At 42.0% G+C, this 20469-nt stretch carries 21 protein-coding genes and 1 pseudogene; 14 read left to right on the top strand and 8 right to left on the bottom strand.

What is annotated here, in order from left to right; all coding sequences use genetic code 11:
• Positions 1 to 11 precede the first annotated feature (11 nt).
• The 10 genes from V7K21_RS09185 to V7K21_RS09140 all read left to right on the top strand — a co-directional run bounded on the left by V7K21_RS09185 (position 12) and on the right by V7K21_RS09140 (position 6886).
• Positions 12 to 812 (top strand): SDR family oxidoreductase, encoded by an 801-nt coding sequence (locus V7K21_RS09185; protein WP_335173530.1) that lies wholly within the window; start codon positions 12 to 14, stop codon positions 810 to 812.
• Positions 813 to 1241: 429 nt separating this feature from the next.
• A complete protein-coding gene (locus V7K21_RS09180) occupies positions 1242 to 2156 on the top strand; it encodes a TauD/TfdA dioxygenase family protein (protein WP_335173528.1) in 915 nt (304 codons plus the stop codon).
• A gap of 62 nt (positions 2157 to 2218) precedes the next feature.
• Entirely contained in the window at positions 2219 to 2476 is a 258-nt protein-coding gene (locus V7K21_RS09175) for a hypothetical protein (protein WP_335173526.1), read from the top strand.
• Between the two features lie 119 nt (positions 2477 to 2595).
• Positions 2596 to 3579: a DMT family transporter gene (locus V7K21_RS09170; protein WP_335173524.1), complete on the top strand. Its 984-nt coding sequence runs from the start codon at positions 2596 to 2598 to the stop codon at positions 3577 to 3579.
• A 229-nt stretch (positions 3580 to 3808) separates the two neighbouring features.
• Entirely contained in the window at positions 3809 to 4339 is a 531-nt protein-coding gene (locus tag V7K21_RS09165) for an HAD hydrolase-like protein (protein WP_335173522.1), read from the top strand.
• Positions 4340 to 4775: 436 nt separating this feature from the next.
• Positions 4776 to 5162 (top strand): oxalurate catabolism protein HpxZ, encoded by a 387-nt coding sequence (gene hpxZ, locus V7K21_RS09160; RefSeq protein ID WP_335173520.1) that lies wholly within the window; start codon positions 4776 to 4778, stop codon positions 5160 to 5162.
• A gap of 36 nt (positions 5163 to 5198) precedes the next feature.
• A complete protein-coding gene (locus V7K21_RS09155; protein ID WP_335173518.1) occupies positions 5199 to 5537 on the top strand; it encodes an NUDIX hydrolase in 339 nt (112 codons plus the stop codon).
• Between the two features lie 54 nt (positions 5538 to 5591).
• Complete coding sequence (locus V7K21_RS09150; RefSeq protein WP_335173516.1) at positions 5592 to 6185, top strand: class I SAM-dependent methyltransferase; 594 nt, start codon at positions 5592 to 5594, stop codon at positions 6183 to 6185.
• A 3-nt stretch (positions 6186 to 6188) separates the two neighbouring features.
• The gene (locus V7K21_RS09145; protein ID WP_335173514.1) at positions 6189 to 6407 is read left to right on the top strand and encodes a hypothetical protein; all 219 of its coding nucleotides are present in this window, start codon (positions 6189 to 6191) and stop codon (positions 6405 to 6407) included.
• 248 nt (positions 6408 to 6655) lie between these two features.
• Positions 6656 to 6886, top strand: coding sequence for a GNAT family N-acetyltransferase (locus V7K21_RS09140; protein WP_335173512.1), 231 nt, complete (start codon positions 6656 to 6658; stop codon positions 6884 to 6886).
• A 117-nt stretch (positions 6887 to 7003) separates the two neighbouring features.
• Here V7K21_RS09140 and hisC read toward each other — a convergent pair whose 3' ends face one another.
• The gene (hisC, locus tag V7K21_RS09135; protein WP_335173510.1) at positions 7004 to 8074 is read right to left on the bottom strand and encodes a histidinol-phosphate transaminase; all 1071 of its coding nucleotides are present in this window, start codon (positions 8072 to 8074) and stop codon (positions 7004 to 7006) included.
• Positions 8075 to 8216: 142 nt separating this feature from the next.
• Here hisC and V7K21_RS09130 point away from each other — a divergent pair, with 142 nt between their 5' ends.
• A complete protein-coding gene (locus V7K21_RS09130) occupies positions 8217 to 8981 on the top strand; it encodes a methyltransferase domain-containing protein (protein ID WP_335173508.1) in 765 nt (254 codons plus the stop codon).
• Between the two features lie 278 nt (positions 8982 to 9259).
• Positions 9260 to 9880 carry an rRNA large subunit pseudouridine synthase E gene (locus V7K21_RS09125; RefSeq protein ID WP_335173506.1) on the top strand — a complete coding sequence of 207 codons (621 nt, stop codon included), beginning with the start codon at positions 9260 to 9262 and terminating at the stop codon, positions 9878 to 9880.
• Between the two features lie 125 nt (positions 9881 to 10005).
• On the opposite strand, the gene V7K21_RS09120 is transcribed toward V7K21_RS09125, so the two are convergent.
• Together V7K21_RS09120 and V7K21_RS09115 are read right to left on the bottom strand one after the other, a co-directional pair.
• Positions 10006 to 11355, bottom strand: a complete 1350-nt coding sequence (locus V7K21_RS09120) for a PQQ-dependent sugar dehydrogenase (RefSeq protein ID WP_335173504.1) — start codon at positions 11353 to 11355, stop codon at positions 10006 to 10008.
• 368 nt (positions 11356 to 11723) lie between these two features.
• The gene (locus tag V7K21_RS09115; protein WP_335173503.1) at positions 11724 to 13100 is read right to left on the bottom strand and encodes a calcium-binding protein; all 1377 of its coding nucleotides are present in this window, start codon (positions 13098 to 13100) and stop codon (positions 11724 to 11726) included.
• Positions 13101 to 14393: 1293 nt separating this feature from the next.
• Between V7K21_RS09115 and V7K21_RS09110 the strand changes: the two genes are divergently transcribed.
• A complete protein-coding gene (locus V7K21_RS09110) occupies positions 14394 to 15425 on the top strand; it encodes a VOC family protein (protein ID WP_335173501.1) in 1032 nt (343 codons plus the stop codon).
• A gap of 63 nt (positions 15426 to 15488) precedes the next feature.
• Here the strand turns inward: V7K21_RS09110 and V7K21_RS09105 are convergent, their stop codons facing one another.
• Positions 15489 to 15770, bottom strand: a complete 282-nt coding sequence (locus tag V7K21_RS09105; RefSeq protein ID WP_335173499.1) for a hypothetical protein — start codon at positions 15768 to 15770, stop codon at positions 15489 to 15491.
• Positions 15771 to 16630: 860 nt separating this feature from the next.
• On the opposite strand from V7K21_RS09105, the gene V7K21_RS09100 reads away from it, so the two are divergent.
• The gene (locus V7K21_RS09100; RefSeq protein ID WP_335173497.1) at positions 16631 to 17845 is read left to right on the top strand and encodes a glutathione S-transferase family protein; all 1215 of its coding nucleotides are present in this window, start codon (positions 16631 to 16633) and stop codon (positions 17843 to 17845) included.
• Positions 17846 to 18226: 381 nt separating this feature from the next.
• Here V7K21_RS09100 and V7K21_RS30640 read toward each other — a convergent pair.
• The 4 genes and pseudogenes from V7K21_RS30640 to V7K21_RS09085 all read right to left on the bottom strand — a co-directional run.
• Positions 18227 to 18391 (bottom strand): annotated as a pseudogene (locus V7K21_RS30640) (DUF3011 domain-containing protein); the annotation flags it as partial.
• Positions 18392 to 18763: 372 nt separating this feature from the next.
• Entirely contained in the window at positions 18764 to 19216 is a 453-nt protein-coding gene (locus tag V7K21_RS09095; protein ID WP_335173495.1) for a hypothetical protein, read from the bottom strand.
• A gap of 232 nt (positions 19217 to 19448) precedes the next feature.
• Positions 19449 to 19649, bottom strand: a complete 201-nt coding sequence (locus V7K21_RS09090; protein ID WP_335173493.1) for a hypothetical protein — start codon at positions 19647 to 19649, stop codon at positions 19449 to 19451.
• A gap of 172 nt (positions 19650 to 19821) precedes the next feature.
• The gene (locus V7K21_RS09085; RefSeq protein WP_298903980.1) at positions 19822 to 20145 is read right to left on the bottom strand and encodes a hypothetical protein; all 324 of its coding nucleotides are present in this window, start codon (positions 20143 to 20145) and stop codon (positions 19822 to 19824) included.
• Between the last annotated feature and the right edge of the window lie 324 nt (positions 20146 to 20469).

The following is a 20469-nucleotide window of genomic DNA, read 5'->3' as shown; positions in this document are numbered from 1 at the left end:
CGTAACTGTGTATGAGTTTAGAGCTAAAACTATCAGGTAAAACAGCGATCGTTACAGGAGGAAGTGCCGGAATTGGTTTAGCTACCGCCAAAGCACTCTATAGTGAAGGTGTAAATGTAGCGATCGCAGCCCGCAATCAAGAAAGACTAGAAAATGCAGTAGCTGACATCCAGTCTCTACCCACACTAGGGGCGAAAGTGATTCCTATCAACGCCGATCTGACTAAAGCAGAAGATGTTGAGAAAGTTGTTTCAACAACATTGACCCAGTTTAGTCAGATTGATATCTTGATTAATAATGCTGGGTCAGCCCGTGCTGGGTCTTTCCTGGAATCAACTGATGATTTATTTTTGGATGCTTGGAACTTAAAATTATTGGGCTATATCCGCCTAGTTAGAGCCGTCGTCCCTGATCAAAAAAGTCGTGGTGATGGCCGGATTGTGAATATAGTCGGCGGTGCAGGACGTACACCTCGTCCTAACTTCCTAGCTGGTGGCACAAGCAATGCGGCTCTGCTCAACTTCACAAAGGGCATTTCTAAAGAGTTAGCCGAGTACAACATTCGCATTAATGCCATATCGCCCGGTGCTACAGCTACTGAGCGTGCCGAGACTTTAGCTAGGCAGAACGCCCAAGCGCAAGGGATCAGCGTCGAGCAGGTAAAGGCACAAAATATCCAAAGTATTCCTTTAAAAAGAATCGCCCAGCCAGAAGAAATTGCTGCGCTGGCGTTATTTTTGGTGTCTGATCTTGCGGCATCGATTACAGGAACAGAGATTATCGTTGATGGCGGATCTACCCCTGGTGTTTAGCAGCTTAAAGGAATCATTCAATTTTAGATTTTGAATTTTTGATTTTGGATTAAAAGAAAAATCTAAAATCCAAAATTGAATGACTGCTGACTACCTAAATAAAAACATTAGTCTTTCCAAGGTGACTTGTAAAATCTCTTTTTTCTCTCTGCGCCCTCCGCGTCTCTGCGGTTAAAAAATCTTTTATTTAACCACAAAGGCACAGAGAAGCCAGTGCGCCCTTCTCCCTTGGCGTTAGCCTCTCCCTTTGGGAGAAGGGGAGACGCCAAGGGCGATGCGGTTCCCCGACTTGTCCCTTGCGCGTCTCCTATCTTGAGAAGCAACTGGCGCGACACAGAGTTAAGAGGTTAAAGAGGAGTTTTTTGCTCCAAATTTTCACCCACCTTAAAAAGGCTAGTCCCAAACATAAATTTCTTGGAGATAAAAAACATGGGTTCTCAATACTTTGATATCAAACCAGTTGCAGGACGTATCGGTGCTGAAATCATTGGTGTTAATCTGAGTTCTAACCTCAGCGATGACATCATCAGCGATATTCGCAAGACTCTAGTCAAATACAAAGTGATATTTTTCCGTGGTCAGCAACAATTCGATGCTGCTGGACAAGTCGCCTTCGCTCGTCGTTTCGGTGAAGTCACTACAGCCCACCCTACTGTACCAGCGCTGCCAGAAAATCCAGAAATCTTAGACCTGAATTATGGCCGCACTACTTCCCGCGCCAATAGCTGGCATACCGATGTGACATTCGTAGACCGTCCTCCTCTCGGCTCTATCTTACGAGCGCTTGACATTCCCCCGACTGGTGGCGACACAATCTGGGCAAACTCTGTAACTGCCTACCAAGATTTACCTACCCATCTGCGTAATCTCGCAGATCAACTTTGGGCAGTACACAGCAACAAATTCGACTATGCAACTGCATTCGACCTACCTGAAGATGCCAAGGCTTACCGCGCTGTCTTCACCTCGACTGTATACGAGACTCTGCACCCAGTTGTACGCGTCCATCCCGAATCCGGTGAGCGAGGGCTATTCATTGGCGGATTTGTGCGGCAGTTCCGTGGTTTATCAACAACTGAATCAAATGACATTCACCGACTGTTACAAGCCTACATTACACGTCCTGAGAACACAGTCCGGTGGCATTGGCAAGTTGGTGACGTCGCCTTTTGGGACAACCGAACTACTCAACATTATGCGATCGCAGATTACGGCGACCAGCCCCGCCACGTTCAACGAGTGACAATTGTCGGGGATCTCCCAGTGGGTATCGATGGTAAACAAAGTGAGGCTATCAAGGGAGACGCTTCTGGGTACAACCGACGTGAGGCAGTGACTGCATAATACTTGAGCATAGGGAATAGGGGATGAGTCTTTGATAACTCGCCGACGAGTGTTTGATACTCGTGAATGAGTCTTTGATACTCGCCGACGAGTGTTTGATATTCGCCGACGAGTGTTTGATACTCGTGAATGAGTCTTTGAACTCCGTGAATGAGTCTTTGATACTCGTGAACGAGTCTTTGAACTCCGTTAATGAGTCTTTCAACTCCACTCCCCTGCCTCCTTTCCCTGCTCCCCACTCCCCTTTGCTGGCACAGAGGGCTGAACGAGGCAAATTTCGACATGGTTTTCCTCGCAGATGGTTTCGCTATATGGGATAGAAGTTCTGATTAAATAACTGGCAGTGTTTTTGAAGCGACGGTTTTGATTTCCTCAAACTTCATCTAGTTTGTTAGGTTTTAACAATACAATCAGGTCGTCTCTAGGGAAACTTTTTATAGTGTTGGGCATCCTAACGGTTCTACTATCCTCCTTTGTTTTAACGTTTCACAACGTTACTGTCCGAGTTTTGTTTTCAGAACATCTTGTACTCGGTTTATTTTTACTCGGTGGATATGTTAAACCAGATTTGCAGAATTCATTCTTGCTGATGTTCATGCGAATGCTGCTTGTAGTTCCACTCATGGCATCTCTATCATTCAAGCTATATCCATCTGCTCTTAAAGAATTAAAAGACTTATTCAGTCGCGATGCTTCCGGCATAATACATGAGCGCAGGGATATTCTAATCCAAGCTCTTGGCTGTGGGGTACTGATGTTTGTGTATATTGCCTCACTCTACATTGCTATTGGCTTGATTCCCACAGGAATTGCCTTGACCCTATTCTTCACCTATCCCGTATTTACAGCGCTACTGTCTTGGAGATTTTTTGGCGATCGCCCCACATTGTTCCGTTGGCTAGTGATCGGTATTATTCTAGTGGGAAGCGCTCTCACCATTCCTCAATCTTCTGCTACCTACAGCAGTCATACCATTGCGATCGGCATTTTCGCTAGTGTTAGTGCTGGGATCGTTTACGCTTTTTATTGCATCATTGCTCAAAAATGTTTGGAAAAATTCCATCCTGTTCCCTTTACCTGGATCAGTTTTGCCTGTACTCTACTTCTCTCCGGTGTTAGCTTACTATTGTGGCCAGCTAAGAGCGCCCAACTTGACTGGACACCTCTATGGATTGGCAGCATATTTTCGGGTCTGGTCAGCTTTATTGGACACACTTTAAACAATGTGGGGATTCGGATGGTTGGCGCATCTACCGCCTCCATAATTGGCTCTAGCAGTCCAGCATTGACGGCACTAGTTGCATGGATAACTATTAGCGAAACTTTAAACGTGATTCAGAGCGTGGGGATTGGTATCGTCACATTGGGGATTGCGTTACTTAGTGCCGAAGGTTTTGTAAAATCGCTCAAATATAAAAGTTAAATTGGGGATCGGGCTTTGGGCATTAGGGAATTTTAGAATACTTTATGTAATAGCAATTATCCCAAATCAAGCTACAGATGCAGACCTAGAAACCCAGATTAAAATTAACTTTCTTAATTACTAATTACGTTAGCGTTGCGGTAGCGAGTCTGCGTACCCCTATAGGAAAGCAAGCTACGTGCAGCGTCTTGTAGAGAGCGTCATTATTAATTCCAAGTTGGTATGAGATATGCTTTTCACCGCTGTCCTTTTTGATTTAGACGGGACATTAACAGATCCTAAACTTGGTATCACTCGATGCATTCAGTATGCTCTATCTGAACTCGGTTACAAACCACCGGAAGCTGATGAATTGCATTGGTGTATTGGCCCACCACTGAAAGACAGCTTTTCGCAGTTATTGAAGACCTTAGATGGCACAGTAATTGAACAGGCTATTTTACTGTATCGTCGTCGCTTTGCCACCATTGGATTATTTGAAAACTCCCTTTATCCACAGATTCCAGAAATTATAAAAACCATTCGTTTTGCTGGTTATAAAACTTTTGTTGCAACTTCCAAGCCATACATTTATGCTATGCGAATTATTGAATATTTTGGCTTATCGTTGCTTTTTGATGGTGTTTCTGGTAGTGAACTTAACGATATTTTCGGATTTTTGCCAATTCGATCAGTCTTGATTGGTTCAGCTTTAGTCTGCTGTGTGTGGGGATTTTACTTAGCTTTGGGGCCTCAATACAAGTTCGTAATTCGTAATTAATTCAACGTGAGTTCGACAAACCTCTCCCTACCTTGAACTAAAATTCAAGCCTGTCCCTCTTTGATCTAGAGAGGGACAGGTGAAAGCTTGCTTGTTTGTAAACCAAGAAGAGGTCTTTGTCTTAAGTTGTTTTAGGATGGACGCAATCAGCAATTGCAGTCGCCGAAATAGCAAATGTAGTCGCCGAAATAACAATGATAATTGCCTATACATATTTGCTACAAAACCCTCACTTAATATGTATCCCAAACACTTACCTGCTATTTCTCCTGCTGTTTTTTAGTTCGTCGAACTCAGGTTAATTCAGGTATGATAGCCTCCTATTCATTGATGAAGAACAAAAAAACACGTGCCTTGCTGATTCAAATAAGCCTATTTATGCGCGGGGCGCAATTACGTGTTAAGAATTAACAATTACGAATTAGAGTGAAGCGATATGACTACCGTAAATGATCCTACTGTTGTAACTGAAGTAACTGATTTGTACCTCAAGTATGAAGAAGCCCTTTGCAAGAACAATTTGGAGGTGATGGATAGCTTGTTCTGGGATGGGCCAGAAGTGGTGCGATTCGGGATCACAGAAAACCTCTATGGCGGCGATCAAATTCGTAACTTTCGTCAGAATCGTCCAAGCCCGAAAATAGAGCGAGAAATCTCAAATCTCAAAGTTGTGACCTTTGGGAAAGATGCAGCAACAGTAACTTTAGAGTTTCGCCGCAATATTAATGGTGTAGAACGTTTCGGGCGACAAAGCCAGACTTGGTATAGGTTTACCGAAGGATGGAAAGTGGTTTCAGCACATATTTCATTATTGCCAGTGTGAATTTAAAAACTCGGTCTGAGAAAAACAATTTTAGAATTGCCTAGTAGTGTTGTAGAGGTAGAAGATATTTCCCCACTAACAGCAGCAAAACGCGAGTTATTGGAAGAGACTAGTTACACTAGCAATAATTTTGTTGAAACTGGTATATTATCACCAAACCCAGCGAATCATACTAATTTAACCCATTGTTTTTTAGCAATAGATGTAGAACGTGTAACTGATTTAAAGTTAGACGTTATAGAAGAAATTGCTGTAGTTTTATTGCCTATAGAAAAGCTAATAGAAAATATTGATAATGGTATATTACTGCAAACATTACATATTAGTTCATTATTCTTTGCTCTGAAAAAACTTGGTAAAGTGCAATTTTCTTAATCATCTGACTGTATTTGCCTTTGTCAATAACCATCACGAAAGGATAAAAAATATATGGCTGCAACAATTTCATTCGATCGCGTTTCTGATATTTACGATGCAACACGGGGACTACCGCCTGGAATCTCCGAGCAAATCACTGACTTTATCATCAACTTGGTTTCACCAACAGCAGAAACCAAATTTTATGAAACAGGTATCGGCACTGGTAGAATTGCTGTCCCGATCGCAAAAAGAGGCTATTTTTACACTGGTGTCGATATCTCTGAAAAAATGCTAGCTGAGTTGCACCAAAAGCTAGAGGGTGTGTCTCACCAACTTACAGCAATCAAGGGAGATGCAACTTCTCTACCATTTGCTGATAACTCTTTTGATGTGGCGTTGACAGTTCATGTGTTTCACTTGGTTTCTGCTTGGAAGCAAGCATTAGCAGAAATTCGCCGCGTCCTCAAGCCAGGGGGAATTTACCTCTACACTCACGGTAATATGAATTTCAGCAAAGTTAATGAAGATGTGAATCAGGGTAGGTTTGATTTTCAGCAACGTTGGCAAGATATTATTGCTAGCTATGATTATCCTTTACCTGGCTATGGTGCAACAGAAGAAGAGGTTTTAGGTGAGTTGCACGAACAAGGAGCAAATTTATAAACAGTGGTTGCAGCCAAATGGCAATCTGAACTGACTGTAGGTAAATTGCTTGAATATTATAGAAACAAGGTTTATCGCAATACCTGGCACATCCCGGATGATATTTTTGCCCGTGCAATTCAAGATTTGCAAGACTGGGCTTTGCAACACTACGGCTCTTTAGACTACGATTTGTCTGGTGAAAGTAGGTTCAAGATTGTTGTAGTAAGCAACTGGGCTTAATACAGTTTTACGTAGAAACGTAGCGTTTTTAATGCAGGGGAACGCATTAACATTCTTTTGGAATGTATTGGCATTGTATCAGGATACATTAACAATGCGGCAGACGCATTAACAATATAAGTCGATGCATTGGCATTGCAGAGTATTGGATTAACAATGTAAGCCGATGCATTGGCATTGCATGGTATTGCCAAATTTAATTCGCTACGAATTAATGAAATGCTGTACTTAGATTGGATTGAACTCTCATGATATTGGAAACCGATCGCCTACTATTGCGGGAAATGACACTTTCTGACCTCGACGCGCTACTGCTTGTCCTCGGTGATGCAGAGTCGATGCGCTACTATCCAAAGCCGTTTGATTGCGAGATAGTGCAAAAGTGGATTGACTGGCAGTGCCGCAACTACGCACAGCACGGCATGAGCTTGTGGGCGATGGTTCTCAAGGCGACGGGCGAGGTAAAATTCAAGGCGTAGCCGAGGTTTTAAATTCTCTTGTTCTCATACCATTTCTTTGTGAGGCTGCACCAAATTTTCTTTCTTTGTGTCCTTTGCGCCCTTTGCGGTTCGTTCCTTATATAGTTTGGCGCATCTTCATACAGAATTAGTATCAGTATCTAACAAATAAATCAACGCCTCCAATAAAGCCTGATTTTGTTCATCAGTACCAACAGTAATGCGTAATTTATCATCTAGTCCAGGCTGCTTGAAGTAGCGGGTTAAAATTCCCCGTTCCTTCAGTTTTTGATAGAGATATTCTGCGTTTCCTTCTCTTGGCTGTGCCAACAAAAAGTTAGTTTGGGAATCCCAAAGACGAAAACCTAATTGTTTTAAGTCTGTTGCTAACTTAGTCCGCGATGCTTTAATCTTTGCTACACAAGCATTTTTATAAGCTTGATCGGTAATAGCAGCAGAGCCAATTGCACAAGCGATCGCATCAATGTTATAGCTATCCTTCACCTTAAACAACCCCTGCAACAGTTTGGGATTCGCCACCCCAAAGCCCAGCCGCAATCCCGCCAACGAGTACCCTTTAGAAAGTGTGCGAATTACGATGACGTTTTCGTATTCCTTTACCAAAGCCAATGCATTCTCTTCGGTAAAATCTACATATGCTTCGTCAATCACTAAAACTCCAGATAACTGGCTGGCTAATTTTCGTAGATCATTTGTTGCTACCACATGCCCCGATGGACTATTAGGCGACGCAATGAATGTCACAGAACCATCGACAGCAACCAGTTCTTCCAAAGGTAAATTGTAGTCCTCGCTGTAGGGAATCTCAATAATTTCCGCAGCTTGCATTTCTGTTAATGTGCGATATAGCACGTAAGTTGGCATCGGATAAACTACTTTCTTGCCAGGTTCTGCACAGGCTCGAATTATCACGCTCAACAATTCGTCACTGCCATTTCCGACAATGATCCAATCACTAGGAACTCCTAAAACTTTACTTGCAGCTTGCCGGAATTCCCCGCCGAAAGGTTCTGGATATCGGCGCAACCACTCGCCATCGATATTCTGCAATACAGCTAGTGCCGCAGGGGAGGGAGGATAGGGGTTCTCGTTACTGTTGAGTTTAATTATCTGTGTACCGCGTTGAGGCTGCTCACCGGGAATGTAGCTAGCCATTGCATTAACATTGGAGCGAAAGTAGTTAGTCATAGGGCACTTGTACTGAGCGGCGTCGAAGTATTGGGTGCGTATCTTAAGCAAATTTCAACCCACAATTTCTGACGATATCGTTTTTTGTCGTTTACATCAAAAAATACGGCTTTACAAATTACGAATTAGGAATTATCAAAAGATGCCAGATAAATGGAATCCAGAACTATACGAACGATTCGAGTTTGAAAGAAGTCGTCCGTTTTACGACTTGGTAGATATGGTACATCGGCAAGAAAACTTACGAGTTCTCGATTTAGGATGTGGAACCGGAAAGTTAACGAAGTATCTGCACGACACCCTAGCAGCACACGAGACTTTAGGGATAGATGCTTCTGAAAAAATGCTGCAAAAGGCTCGTCAGTTTGAAGGTAACGGACTACGGTTTGAGCAAGGAAAAATTGAGCAAAACCCAGGAGATGGGAAGTTTGATGTGATATTTTCTAATGCGGCATTGCAGTGGTTGACGGAACATGAGGCGTTATTTGAGAAATTGCGGGGCAAGTTACAACCTGGTGGACAGCTTGCTATACAAATACCAACGATGGATAATGAGCCAGTGCATAAGATAGCAGTTGAGACTGCAAAGGAATTTAGTCAAGAATTGGGAGGATATGTGCGACGTTTAGAGGTACTTTCTCCAGAAACATACGCCAAACTGCTTTATAAATTGGGGTTTGTGAAGCAGGAAGTAAAGCTTCAGATTTATGGACATGTGCTGCCTTCACGAGAAGCCGTAGTAGAGTGGTATCGTGGGACACTGCTAACGGCATATGAATCGCAGCTAGATGCCCAAACCTATGAACGATTTGTAGAACGTTATCAGCAGAAACTGTTCGAGTTGCTAGAAGATGAGCGTCCATTCTTTTTCCCCTATAAACGTATTTTAATGTGGGGGCGTATTTGAAGGCTTATTTCCCCCTTAAAAATGTTTTAGTCACGTTAGAGAATAGGAGCAGGGGAATAAGAATTTTAGATTTTAGATTTTGGATTTTAGATTGAAATTTAATCTAAAAGACGCTCTCTACGAGACGCTGCGCGTAGCTTGCTTCCCTGTAAGGGTACGCAAACTCGCTAACGCTACGCTATCATCTAATCCAAAATTGAATTGCCCAATGCCCAATACTTCTCTACGAGAGGCTGCGCCAACAGCTACGCTCAGGACAAGCTCAGTACAAGTGCCCAATGACAAATCATTACCGATATATTATTTTTTACAAACCCTATGGCGTTCTCAGCCAGTTTACAAAAGATGCTCCCACGCATAGCACCTTGAAAGATTATATTGATGTACCTGATGTGTATCCTGTGGGACGCTTAGACTGGGATAGTGAAGGGTTGCTGCTGTTAACGAACGATGGGCAATTGCAACATCGCCTCGCCCATCCGCGTTTTGGTCATAAACGTACTTACTGGGTACAGGTAGAGCGAATTCCAGATGCAGATGCGATAAAAAGGTTGCAAACAGGTGTGGAAATTCAAGATTACTGCACTCAACCAGCAGAAGTTAAGCTTTTACCAGAAGAGCCACAGCTACCTGAACGCACCCCGCCGATTAGATTTCGCAAAAATGTACCCACAGCTTGGCTGGAAATTACCTTAACAGAGGGAAAAAACCGCCAAGTACGGCGCATGACTGCGGCTGTAGGGTTTCCGACTTTGCGACTGGTCAGGGTCAGCATAGCCCACCTACAATTAAATGACCTACAATTGGGTCAATGGCGCGACCTCACTACATCTGAACTGCAATTTTTGCATCATTCCAGTAAATCGAAAAGTTTTCCTCCAAAGGCGAATGCTCTCTAACAGGAATTCGACTTTCAGTCTGAGGGGCATTTTGCACGTTTGGGATGCGATGTCTGCAACGGTCTACGCCTACGCATTCTGGCTATATAAACTAAAACTTTGAACAATATAAACTAAATTGAGATTTACTTAGTGGGCATAGAGATTTCCCAAATTCCTTGAATACCACCGTATTCCAGAACATAAATCTTATTGCCAATAATCTCAGTATCAATGGGATTGCTGAAGCCTTGGACAATGCGCTTGGCTTGAAGTTGATAGTTGGTAGTTCCTACTTTAATCAATTTCAAATCCAACAGATCCTGGCTGGGATCTTTAAAAGGGCCTGCTAGTGTTTCGCCAGTGGGGTCGCCTGGTGTCCAACCCAATACGAATCCATTTCTGTTGAATTCCGGACTCATTGCTCCTTGTGTTTCAAAAATTAAACCCAAAGGAGAACGGTGTGCTGTAAAAGTGCTAAAAGTTTGCCCAAGAACACTAGCGTCTTTGACTTTGCCATCTTGAGGATCGCGGAAACTGTCTGCGTCCGGTCCCAAATTACGAATTGGTTCAGTCAGGGTGATATTAGGCCGAGCCGGAAAGCTTGGATCGTTATAATAGTAGCCTTTTGTAACTGCGCCAAATTTGGGATTTAGCAAAAGGTCTTTGAGAGGATTATAATTCGGGAATTGTTGGGGATTGTCTGTCCCGCCTATACGCCAGGGAAAGCCGTAATGATGGCCTAGACGTAGCCAATTTAATTCTTCTGACATGTCGCGATCGGGACCATTTTCGGTGCCAAACAAATCCCCATTAGACGCAAAGGCCATATCAAAAGTATTGCGTGTTCCTTCTGCAAAAATATAGCCAGCTGTCTTTAAGGTTGCTCGATTGTTTGCAAGAAAGAGATTTTGACCATTACTAGGAAGGCGGAGTATACAGGCGGTTAATCCTACTTCGCGAGTATTGGGATATAGACCACCAGCAGACTGAACCTCACCATGATCGGTACGAGAACCGCTATTCACATAGATAAACTTACCATCTGGGCTAACAACCACGCCGTTGAAGCGATGGTCATAGGCTGTTTTGCTTTTAGGATAGCCTGCACTCGTAGCCAAAATAGACCAGATGCGCTCTTTTGTACCTGAGTTAATTACCCCTTTAACAATAATTGCTTTGGTCTGGTCATTCACAAGGTCTGCATTGCCAACTAAATAAATTGTCCCGTCAGGACTAATAGCCATACCTTGAGTTTCAGCTAGCTTATGATTACTAGAGTTGTACACAAGTGTACTAGTAGATAAGGCTAAGTCAACTCGATAAATCTCACCATTTCTTTTTAAGTAATAGAGGGTATTGTTTCGTGGATCTTTTGCAATCCGAACAGAAGGAGAGATAGTCGATAACGTAGACATAATCTTGCGAATCTTAATATCAGAACGCAAGGCTTGAGGTGCAGCATTTACTACATTAGTACCATTATTTAGTATCACTATTGTAAATAACAGTGTTTTGGCAACTAAAAAGCACGTTTTGAGAACGAACTTATCAGTAAATCTGCGTTTAACTTGGTTGAATGATTTGGTGCTATTCATTATTTTCTTCATCAAATAGTCAAAGGATTTTGTGGCTAAATCTTGTTAATCAGGGAAAAAGCTTTAGAAATTACGGGATGAAATGATCAATGGGTACTGACTTGCTAAATAATCTCTTGTTGGGTAAGGGGGGACACATCGCCGTGTTCCACGGTTGAACTGTTGCTAACTGAGCTGAAAGATTAACGTCTGAGCCTGATGATAAGGAACCCAACCCTTCAGCGCTGCCGAGTGTGTTGTTTGTACCTTCTCCAGCATTTTCCTGCTCATAAAAAAGTAAAGTTGTTACTACTAAGTGTGAGACCCACTACCCCCTGCACAATACCTATAATTTCATCTTGCTCTGCTCCCGGTTTGTCTAAGAATATTCGTGTGTTGCTTCCAACAACTTGCAGGCGGTAGTCCTGTGGAAGTCCATTGAGTTCAATTCGATCTTGGCTAGGGTCGAAGTCAGTAATAGTAACCAAGTCCCCAAAACCAGGAGTCGTAGTATTGTTATCGTCGTAGAAAGCATTTACAGCGTCCCCCAAGATAAATCTGTCTGCCCCAGGTCCGCCAGTGAAGTTATCAATTTCCTCTAATCCAGGTGGAAGCGGACTACCAGGGAAAACACCGATGAGGATGTCGTTTCCAGACCCTCCATTGAGTACGTCATTACCTGGCCCGCCCTGTAGACTATCATTGCCGTCACCACCATTAAGGATGTCATTGCCATTATTACCATCTAGAGTGTCATCGCCTCCTCCACCATTCAAAGTGTTGTTAGAAGTATTACCAAAAAGGAGGTTGTTAAGACTGTTACCTGTCCCGCTGATGTCGCTACTTTCCGTCAGCCTCAGATTCTCTATATTGGCGCCTAGTGTGTAGGTAACAGAAGACCGGACGATATCTGTGCCTGAATTAGCAGCCTCCGTAATGATGTCAGTAGCAGTGTCAACAATGTAAGTGTCGTTGCCTGCTCCCCCATTCAAGGTGTCAGTACCTGTGCCGCCATCAAGTGTGTCATTGCCGTTATTACCGGATAATCGGTTATTTTGATTGTCGCCAACAATGATGTCATTTGCATTTGTGCCGATAACATTATCAAAGTTGACTATAGTAAATGGCAATCTTCCCAAACCAGGAACGTTATTGGCAGCCAAACTTTGGGTTTGCAGGTTAACGGTGATAAATACCCCAGGCAAAGATTGAGATGCATCTATGGTGTTGTTAGCAACATTAGCATTAGCAATAACCTTTTCTACTTTAAAGAGTTGGTCTTGCCCCAATCCACCAGCTTTTTGAATGGTACCGACACCTGACAAGGTAATAGTTTGACCTAGCTGACTGTATTCTGCGGTATCAAAGCCATCTCCACCATTAATGCTGTTGTTACCCTGACTGCCTTTGAAGGTGTCGTTTCCTGCACTACCGATTAAAGTGTCGTTTCCTGTGCCTCCATCAACTGTGTCATTGCCATCTCCACCGATTAGACTGTCGTTTCCTGTCCCACCAGCGAGGGAATCGTTACCAGCTGCACCATTCAAGGTGTCATTACCGGAGGTAGTATTGGCATTACCACCAACAGCCCAACCAACTATCGTGTCATTTCCCGAAGTCCCAAAGAGATTGTCAGGACTTGTAGTGCCGAAAATAAATGCCATGTTATTTCTCCTGAATTTCTTCACGAATACGTAATTTCAGCCTTAGTCAAAGGACTATTCATCAGTTCAATGTAAATTACTTGCTATTTGGGTAATCCTATTTACAAAACATTAATTATTGATTTGGTTACGGATTTCCAAATAAAAAAATATCTAACTATTTATTGTGGGCTGGGTCGAAAAACCCGGCTTTGGTTACGGGCAAACGAGATACCTACTTGACAAAATTAGATAATTTATTTTCTGAAAATGCCTGAATGGATTACCCAAATGGTAAGTAATTAGGTCAAAGATTTTGTTTTTTCTCCAAATTTTTTTTAACTAAGCTGTAATTATTTAATTATCACGAGGGAAAGGTTATGTAAACTTCTTTACCAAATCTTCAAAATCTCAAATAAATGCAATTTATAATACATTGAAATATGCTTGTAACCTTTAATCAAATATTTTTTCAAAACTACTGATTTTTTTGGTAAATGTTGCGATATTTTTCAGCTTAAAATGGTATTCTTGTTAAGTTAGATTTCAATATCAAATTTTTTGGTAAAAAAAACACTTTTATATTAATGAAATACTTTTTAAAATAGATAACTTAAACTTATAACTTACTCTACAGAACTTTGGAGCTTAATAATACTTAAGCTTTACATAAATTTTATAAATGTTTATAGCTATTTTCAGGTAAATAGACCATGCCCTGTGGGCACAGCATTGCTGTGCCCCTACGATAGATGTAGTTGAAATAAGTTAAGTCGGCGCTAATATTTCAAGCTATGTTAATAAATTTTAATGTAGGGGAGCTAGTGCGTTGCGCTGAGTCTAGCGCTCTTTAGCAGGTTTCCCGTCGTAGGCTCCAGGCTGTCTTCTAAACTTTACCAGAAGCTGCACCAACGAGACGCCCAAGGGACGAGCGTCACCCGAAGGCAGGTTCCCGACGCTCGTTGCGCGGCATCGTCTCCCAAAGGGAGAGGACTAGCTTTAAGCGAACGCAAGAGCGTCTCTAAGAGTTGCCATGCCGCAGGCTTTACGCTGCGCTATCTGTTGTAGCAATTGGCATTGCGTTGTGCTATGCGATAAGGCACCCTCAACAATTCAAGGTGCGTTACGGCGTAGGCTAACACACCCTACCGACAATTTATATTTCTTTATATACATTGAATTTTTCTAGCCGACTTACTTAAATAAAAACTGCTGTAAAAAGTCCTTTTGAATACTCAAATCCTTGCTTTTTTCTCGTTCCTATGCAGAGCATGGGTACGAGGAAAACTAATAACTCCTAACTCAGCACTCATTATGACTCAAGAACAACAAACTGCAATTGAAGGGATCTATGAAGTCTGTATCGGCATCCCAGAGCCAATTTCTGCAATTCAGTATTGGGAGCAATTTGGCTATCGCATTGGTCAAGTGGGTGAATTAACCGCAGATGTAGCCAATCAATTATATGGGGTGAATTCATCTTTACGCTCAATCCGCCTCTACCATCAAAATTCAGATCATGGTTTGATTCGGCTGATGATTTGGCAAAACCCCACGCATCAAGGTTTGGGAACAGCGTCGATGAAAATTAAAGGAAATCGCTGGGCAACAAGTTTAACGGCGGATGTTTTAAGTATCTTAAATCATATAGAGGATGCAAAAGCCGCAGGTTTGCCTATTAGGCACACTAACCCTTATTGGGAAGTCATCTACAACAAAGAGAGGAAAAGCCGTCCTTTTATTGAGCCAGCAATTGGTGTGCGAGAAATGCTGCTACTGCAACCCTTAGCTCGACAGGTTTTATTTCAACGGTTTGGTTATACACTGCCGGATTACGGACAAGTTAACCATAATGCTGCTCTCAAGGCTAGTCAGTTTACCCATATGGGAATCATCGTTCAGAATGACAGCAAAGAAACCCTGAAGTTTTACGAAGAAGTTTTGGGTTTGTTGCGTGTGCGTGATGGTGTCGAAACTAGCTATGAATCTTCGCCAGCAGGTCGAGATATTTTTGACCTTAACCCTGGTGAAAAGTTTATTGTCACTACCTTTGATGATCCCCGTTCTTCTAAGTCTGACCTGATGGCTGCACGCAGTGGTAGGCTTTACATCATTCGATTCCCAGAAGATATTAATTTAGAATCGCGGTTTGAGGCAGCCCAACCAGGTAGCTTGGGTATGTCTTTATATACCTATCGTGTTAAGGGAATACAGAAGTATTCCGATCGCATCAAAGCAAGTACTGTACAAAAAGTTACAGACATTATTAGTAATGAGTTTGGCGAGACTAGTTTCTCCTTTGTTGCGCCAGATGGCTACTTCTGGACTTTGCTAGAAGGTAATTAACTAGTGCCAGAGGGGCAAGAGGCAGAGGAGAATAACTAATGCTCAATGCCCCATGATTAATGACTATTGAGCAATCGTCTTTATAGCGGTAATTACTTTAAGTAATCCCGAACAAAATAATAGAGTGAATGAAGAATACCAGGCAGGAATATTAAATTCTCCATCTAGGTTAAATAGTTCGTAAAACCATTTGGAAGCTGGGAGGGGAAACTTCAAGAGCCAGAAATAGCCACTTAGAATCCCTGCTAAGGTGAGGCATATAACTGTAACACCTAAACGTCGAGCAACTGTTTTAGCACTGATATGAATTGGTAACTCCACAGTATCGCTTGATACTTGCTGCATACAAATATTGAGCTAATTTTCTCTATGTCGAACAATTAAGAGGAAATTATCTCATGTAGGCAAATGATATAAGCGAACTGCAACAGAACTTTCACTACGGAAAACCCTAGATTTTGAACTGAATTACTAATACACATATATAAAATCTGTCTCAGTATAACCCTGCAACTGCTGGCAGCCACTTTAACATTACCGCAAGCCCCATTTGTAGATTTTCTCGGCTTGGCGATCGCGATCGTCTCAGCTATTTTAGCTATTTACTTAGGCATCAATACTGCATGGCTAGTTTTTGGTAGCGCTTTAATTGGATGGGGTGCTTCACTCTTGGGCTACACTGAATGAAATTGCAAGTATTAGAAATTACCAGCAGCTATTAGCTTGACTTTCAACACGTTTTAGTTTAATAATATTTTTTTACTTAAGCTTTCTATGCTCTCTGGGACTGGAATTTATAGAGGTTTTTCTGATTTGACCGACTTAAACAAGTCGAAAAATAGATATATTAAATCTTGCTTTCAAACTATTTTCATGTGATAATCACCATTAACTACGGCAAATTTACAGATTTGCCGTAGTTAATAATCATAGTTTAATAATTTAGGTTTTTATCTCTTTAAAAGCTATAAACATGGTAATAAATATACCAGTTTATAGTTTGAGGGCTACTATCTATAAAAAGTTTGCTATTTTGCGTTGTAGTAGACATCGTTATTCACATCTGTGCATATTTTAGATGGAAGTTAAAAAGGTTGACGGATAAATTTTTCGTGCCAACTTTTATCTATATCTCTATTCCACCATCTAAATTGCTACCCTCAAAGTAATAAATTAGTCAAAGTTAACTTAAATTAAGGTGAAATATGTCAATTCAAGACACAGTATTTAATTGGGAACAACTGTTAGAAATTGCTCAAAAAAATACCCCTGCACGACGGGTGCGTAGACCAGGACAGTCCCCTTCTACCGCTCCCATCCCTAGCAGTCTTCATAAATTACCTCCAGATACAGAACCACCAGTACTGCTCTACCGAGATACTAACTCTTGGTGTCCATTTTGCGAACGGGTTTGGTTTGCTCTGGAAGAAAAAGAAATTCCCTTTGCGACAGAGTTTATCGACTTGACTAACAAACCTAAATGGTATACCGATTTAGTTCCCACAACCCTTGTTCCGGCTGCCAAAATTGAGGGAAAGTTAGTCTATGAATCCAAAGACATTCTGTTAGCATTAGAAGAACGATTTGGGTCTACCTTGCTCCCTGAAGACCCAGAGGAAAACGCCGTTGCTAGGCAGTGGCTTGAGGATGCTGAAACCAATGGTGTACAAATCGCCTACAAATTTCTTAGAGAAGCCCCTGAAGATCCTAATGAATTAGCAAGCTTACAGGCAGCTTTTGAAGCAAAATTAGACGAGTTGGAGCAACTTCTTGGAAAGTATCCTGGCCGCTACTTTTTGTCAACCTTTGGCGTGGTAGATATTACTTATAGCCCCCATTTAGACCGATTGGCAGCTAACTTACCCGTTTATCGGGGATATCATCTCAAGGGAAATCCCCGGTATCCTCGGATCAACGCTTGGTTTGAAGCACTCAAAGAGCGTCCCGCCTATCACCGCGTCAAATCGGATGATACGACCAACAATTTACTCTTGCGTCGCAGATGGGGCGTGACACCAATCGGCAATCCCTTAGCCCCTGACCCAGCAGTAAGCCAAGAAATCCAATTTCGGGCAGAAGCGGCTGAGAGGTTGACTGATAACCGAGAAGTTGCTTTAGGAGACATCCTGAAAAACTCCGGGGTGCAAGCATTGGCGGTCAATGGCAACACAATAGCCGTTAAAGAAGCGGTTGATTTTCACCTCAGATTGCTGGCTGACTATCTCATCAATACGAATGGTGCAGCATTGCCGTGGGGGCGCGTGGGCGGCAAAGACAATGCCGATCCGATTATGTCTGCGGTTGGAGCGATCACACTCGCCTATGTGAGAAATCGCATCTGTGCGCCACGCGATATGAGTGCTGGTGCAGCAACTGCATTCCGGGCAGCAGCAGATAAGGTGTTGGCATCTCTTTATTAGCGATCGCTGGTGATATTATGTCCAGTAAATTACTTGTGATTCCTGCGTGACCTCTCAAGAGCAACCCCTCCCCTAGTAAGGGAGGGGAGCCGGAGCTTGTAACTTTAGCTTGAATTTGGGTATTGCTGATTGGAACTAGGAATTAGCCTGATATCACCCCAGATATACCTTGCTAAAACTACTGATGTACAAGGATTACAGGCAATCGCATCTAATTAGACCGTTTCGGTAAGATCACCTCAAATACCCAATTTCCTATCTGTTATATCTGTCGTTTCTGTCATATCTGTCATATCTGTTGTTTCTGCGATCGCCAACTGAGAACTCAGCTCGGCAACCATTTCTTACCCAAATACGATTACCTCTATAGCCCCAATTTCCTCTACAACTGGTGTCAGACAATTGCCTAACAAGCCTCACTCTACCTCTAGTAGGTATTGAACAAGTATTCCTGTGATTATTCTGGCTTGAACAAGTGATTATCTCCTGAGCTGAAGCGGGAGCTGCAACGCCCAAAAGTGTACCTATACTAATGCTGGCAACCATAAAGGTGGCAGCAACTGTGGGAAGACGCATTACCATATTCAATGTTAGACCTCTTCAAAAATTAAAAAATAAAAACTATAGTAATTGTAGCGAATTGTATTAATAGCCAATTTTCAAATCAGATTGAATGCAAATAATCTTTACATTTTAAACAGTATTAGATGTAATAGTTCCCATTAAATATATAACTCCTGTTGGAGTTTTAATTAAGCTTTTTCAAATATTCAATCCGGTAGCAACCTAATCTCCAAGTAGATTTAATAGATTTATTTAAAAGATAATAACAACATTGATTTGAGCAGATTTATACCAATCAAAAAAAAGGAGAGTATTGCTATTCTCCTAAGGTAATATGAGCGATAATTTCTTTTCTTAGTGATAAAAGCGAGCTTGACGTTCACGCAATTCACGAGCGCGTCGTTCACGAGCTTGACGTTCACGTAATTCATGAGCGCGTCGTTCACGAGCTTGACGTTCACGCAATTCACGAGCGCGTTGTTCACGAACTTGACGTTTGTATTGAACTTTACTGTTATTAAAAGCTACAGTATTACGATTAAAATTATCATGCTCAGATTGAAATTCAGCAGCATTAGCATTTGGAGAAAAAGCAGCAATTGAGGCAGCTGCTAATAAGCCTCCAAGAAGAATAGATTTAAAGCGGTTCATATATCCTTTAATGTGCCTTGCATTACTTGATTTGTACATTCTCAATGTAATCGGAATAATCAGGCACACGCCTGTGATAAAAGTCATGTTTGAATAGTTACTTTTGTCACTACTACTAGGATTTATATTTGATTTTTGAAATTGAATAACGGTCAAAACCTGACCTGAGATGGGTTATACCCTCAGTATGCTTAGTAAAACTCAAGTCGGATTCCTATATTAGAGGTGATTATTCAAAACCATCCCAAGCGATCGTGGGATAAAGCATTAGCTGTTTCAATCCCTAATAGGGATTTTAGGTAATTGCAATACTAAAGGAGTGTGGATTAATGTCGATGTCGTGTCTGTTTCAATCCTTAATAGGGATTTTAGGTAATTGCCACTGGCTTCAGAAAGCCTTGCCATATTTGATTTTCAAGGTTCGGTTGCGCGAATGGACAAATCTAACACCAGGAGTTGTGATTTGGCTAGAGGCAAATGGGTGAAAACTAGTCCCCATAAGGTGCGCGGATGGTTTAGAAATGCGTAGGCGTAGCCCGCCGCAGGCATCGCTCTTAAGTGCTTGCATATAATAGGGCAATTCAGGCATTTTTGTAGTCACCCCTTCCCCAACACCTACCCATCCGCGCATTCAGCAAAAAAACTAATCTGATTGGAAAGCTGCTTACTATAGATATCCTACTCGATTAAGTTAGCTGACTTCAGGGTAATGCCTGAGTTTGGCTATGCCTACGCAATACCAGCACCCCCCATGACCAACTTTATTTGGCAGCGTCTTCAAAATCTGTTATCGCACAACCAAACTCCCTAAAAGCTGTTTTAATCAGAACCTCTTTCGTTCCTCTCTCCAACGAAGAATTGCGTATAAGGTCTGTTAATTCTATGAACAGTAAAGAAAACATAAAACGATCTTGGCGGTCAACTTGTTTCAAGCAAGACGATATAAACTGATAAAGCTCTGTTTTTCTAGGTTTGGTTTGTTCTTCCCATATTTGTAACCCAAGCCGGAAGGTTCTTAAGCGAATTTCATTAGTATTGAAGGACGCGTCTTTGTAGCGGACTGATACGCGTTGGGGTAGTTCCATGAGTTTTAGCTATACATATTCAACGTAAAGTAATTCTTCACTTATATTTTGGTTCAACCGGAAAAATCTGATATTTAGCTTAAAAATAGATGACAGGGAAAGAGATTTTCAATCTGATATCTTCGTTGTATTGTCCATAATAATAGAACGTCACCCCGCCTATAGCTAAAGCTACAGCCTCCCCTTTCCTACTAGTGGAGAGGCTGGGGGAGAGGTTACGTAGGAATTACGTAACTGCCCAGGTAGGAATGTCAGGAATATTCCCATGAGGGAAGAAAGATGGTAGTGTTCAAGCATGAATCCAGAAGAAAAAGATCAAAAAAT

It is taken from the genome of Nostoc sp. (assembly GCF_036919595.1).
Taxonomy (GTDB): Bacteria; Cyanobacteriota; Cyanobacteriia; order Cyanobacteriales; family Nostocaceae; genus Nostoc.
Note: the sequence above shows the minus strand (reverse complement) of the source record. Positions and strands in the feature narration are given on the sequence as shown.

Coding starts and splice junctions, on each gene's coding strand:
- V7K21_RS09185 (WP_335173530.1), top strand. CDS start 12: ATGAGTTTAGAGCTAAAACTATCAGGTAAAACAGCGATCGTTACAGGA.
- V7K21_RS09180 (WP_335173528.1), top strand. CDS start 1,242: ATGGGTTCTCAATACTTTGATATCAAACCAGTTGCAGGACGTATCGGT.
- V7K21_RS09165 (WP_335173522.1), top strand. CDS start 3,809: ATGCTTTTCACCGCTGTCCTTTTTGATTTAGACGGGACATTAACAGAT.
- hpxZ (WP_335173520.1), top strand. CDS start 4,776: ATGACTACCGTAAATGATCCTACTGTTGTAACTGAAGTAACTGATTTG.
- V7K21_RS09150 (WP_335173516.1), top strand. CDS start 5,592: ATGGCTGCAACAATTTCATTCGATCGCGTTTCTGATATTTACGATGCA.
- V7K21_RS09140 (WP_335173512.1), top strand. CDS start 6,656: ATGATATTGGAAACCGATCGCCTACTATTGCGGGAAATGACACTTTCT.
- hisC (WP_335173510.1), bottom strand. CDS start 8,074: ATGACTAACTACTTTCGCTCCAATGTTAATGCAATGGCTAGCTACATT.
- V7K21_RS09130 (WP_335173508.1), top strand. CDS start 8,217: ATGCCAGATAAATGGAATCCAGAACTATACGAACGATTCGAGTTTGAA.
- V7K21_RS09125 (WP_335173506.1), top strand. CDS start 9,260: ATGACAAATCATTACCGATATATTATTTTTTACAAACCCTATGGCGTT.
- V7K21_RS09115 (WP_335173503.1), bottom strand. CDS start 13,100: ATGGCATTTATTTTCGGCACTACAAGTCCTGACAATCTCTTTGGGACT.
- V7K21_RS09110 (WP_335173501.1), top strand. CDS start 14,394: ATGACTCAAGAACAACAAACTGCAATTGAAGGGATCTATGAAGTCTGT.
- V7K21_RS09105 (WP_335173499.1), bottom strand. CDS start 15,770: ATGCAGCAAGTATCAAGCGATACTGTGGAGTTACCAATTCATATCAGT.
- V7K21_RS09100 (WP_335173497.1), top strand. CDS start 16,631: ATGTCAATTCAAGACACAGTATTTAATTGGGAACAACTGTTAGAAATT.
- V7K21_RS09090 (WP_335173493.1), bottom strand. CDS start 19,649: ATGCCTGAATTGCCCTATTATATGCAAGCACTTAAGAGCGATGCCTGC.
- V7K21_RS09085 (WP_298903980.1), bottom strand. CDS start 20,145: ATGGAACTACCCCAACGCGTATCAGTCCGCTACAAAGACGCGTCCTTC.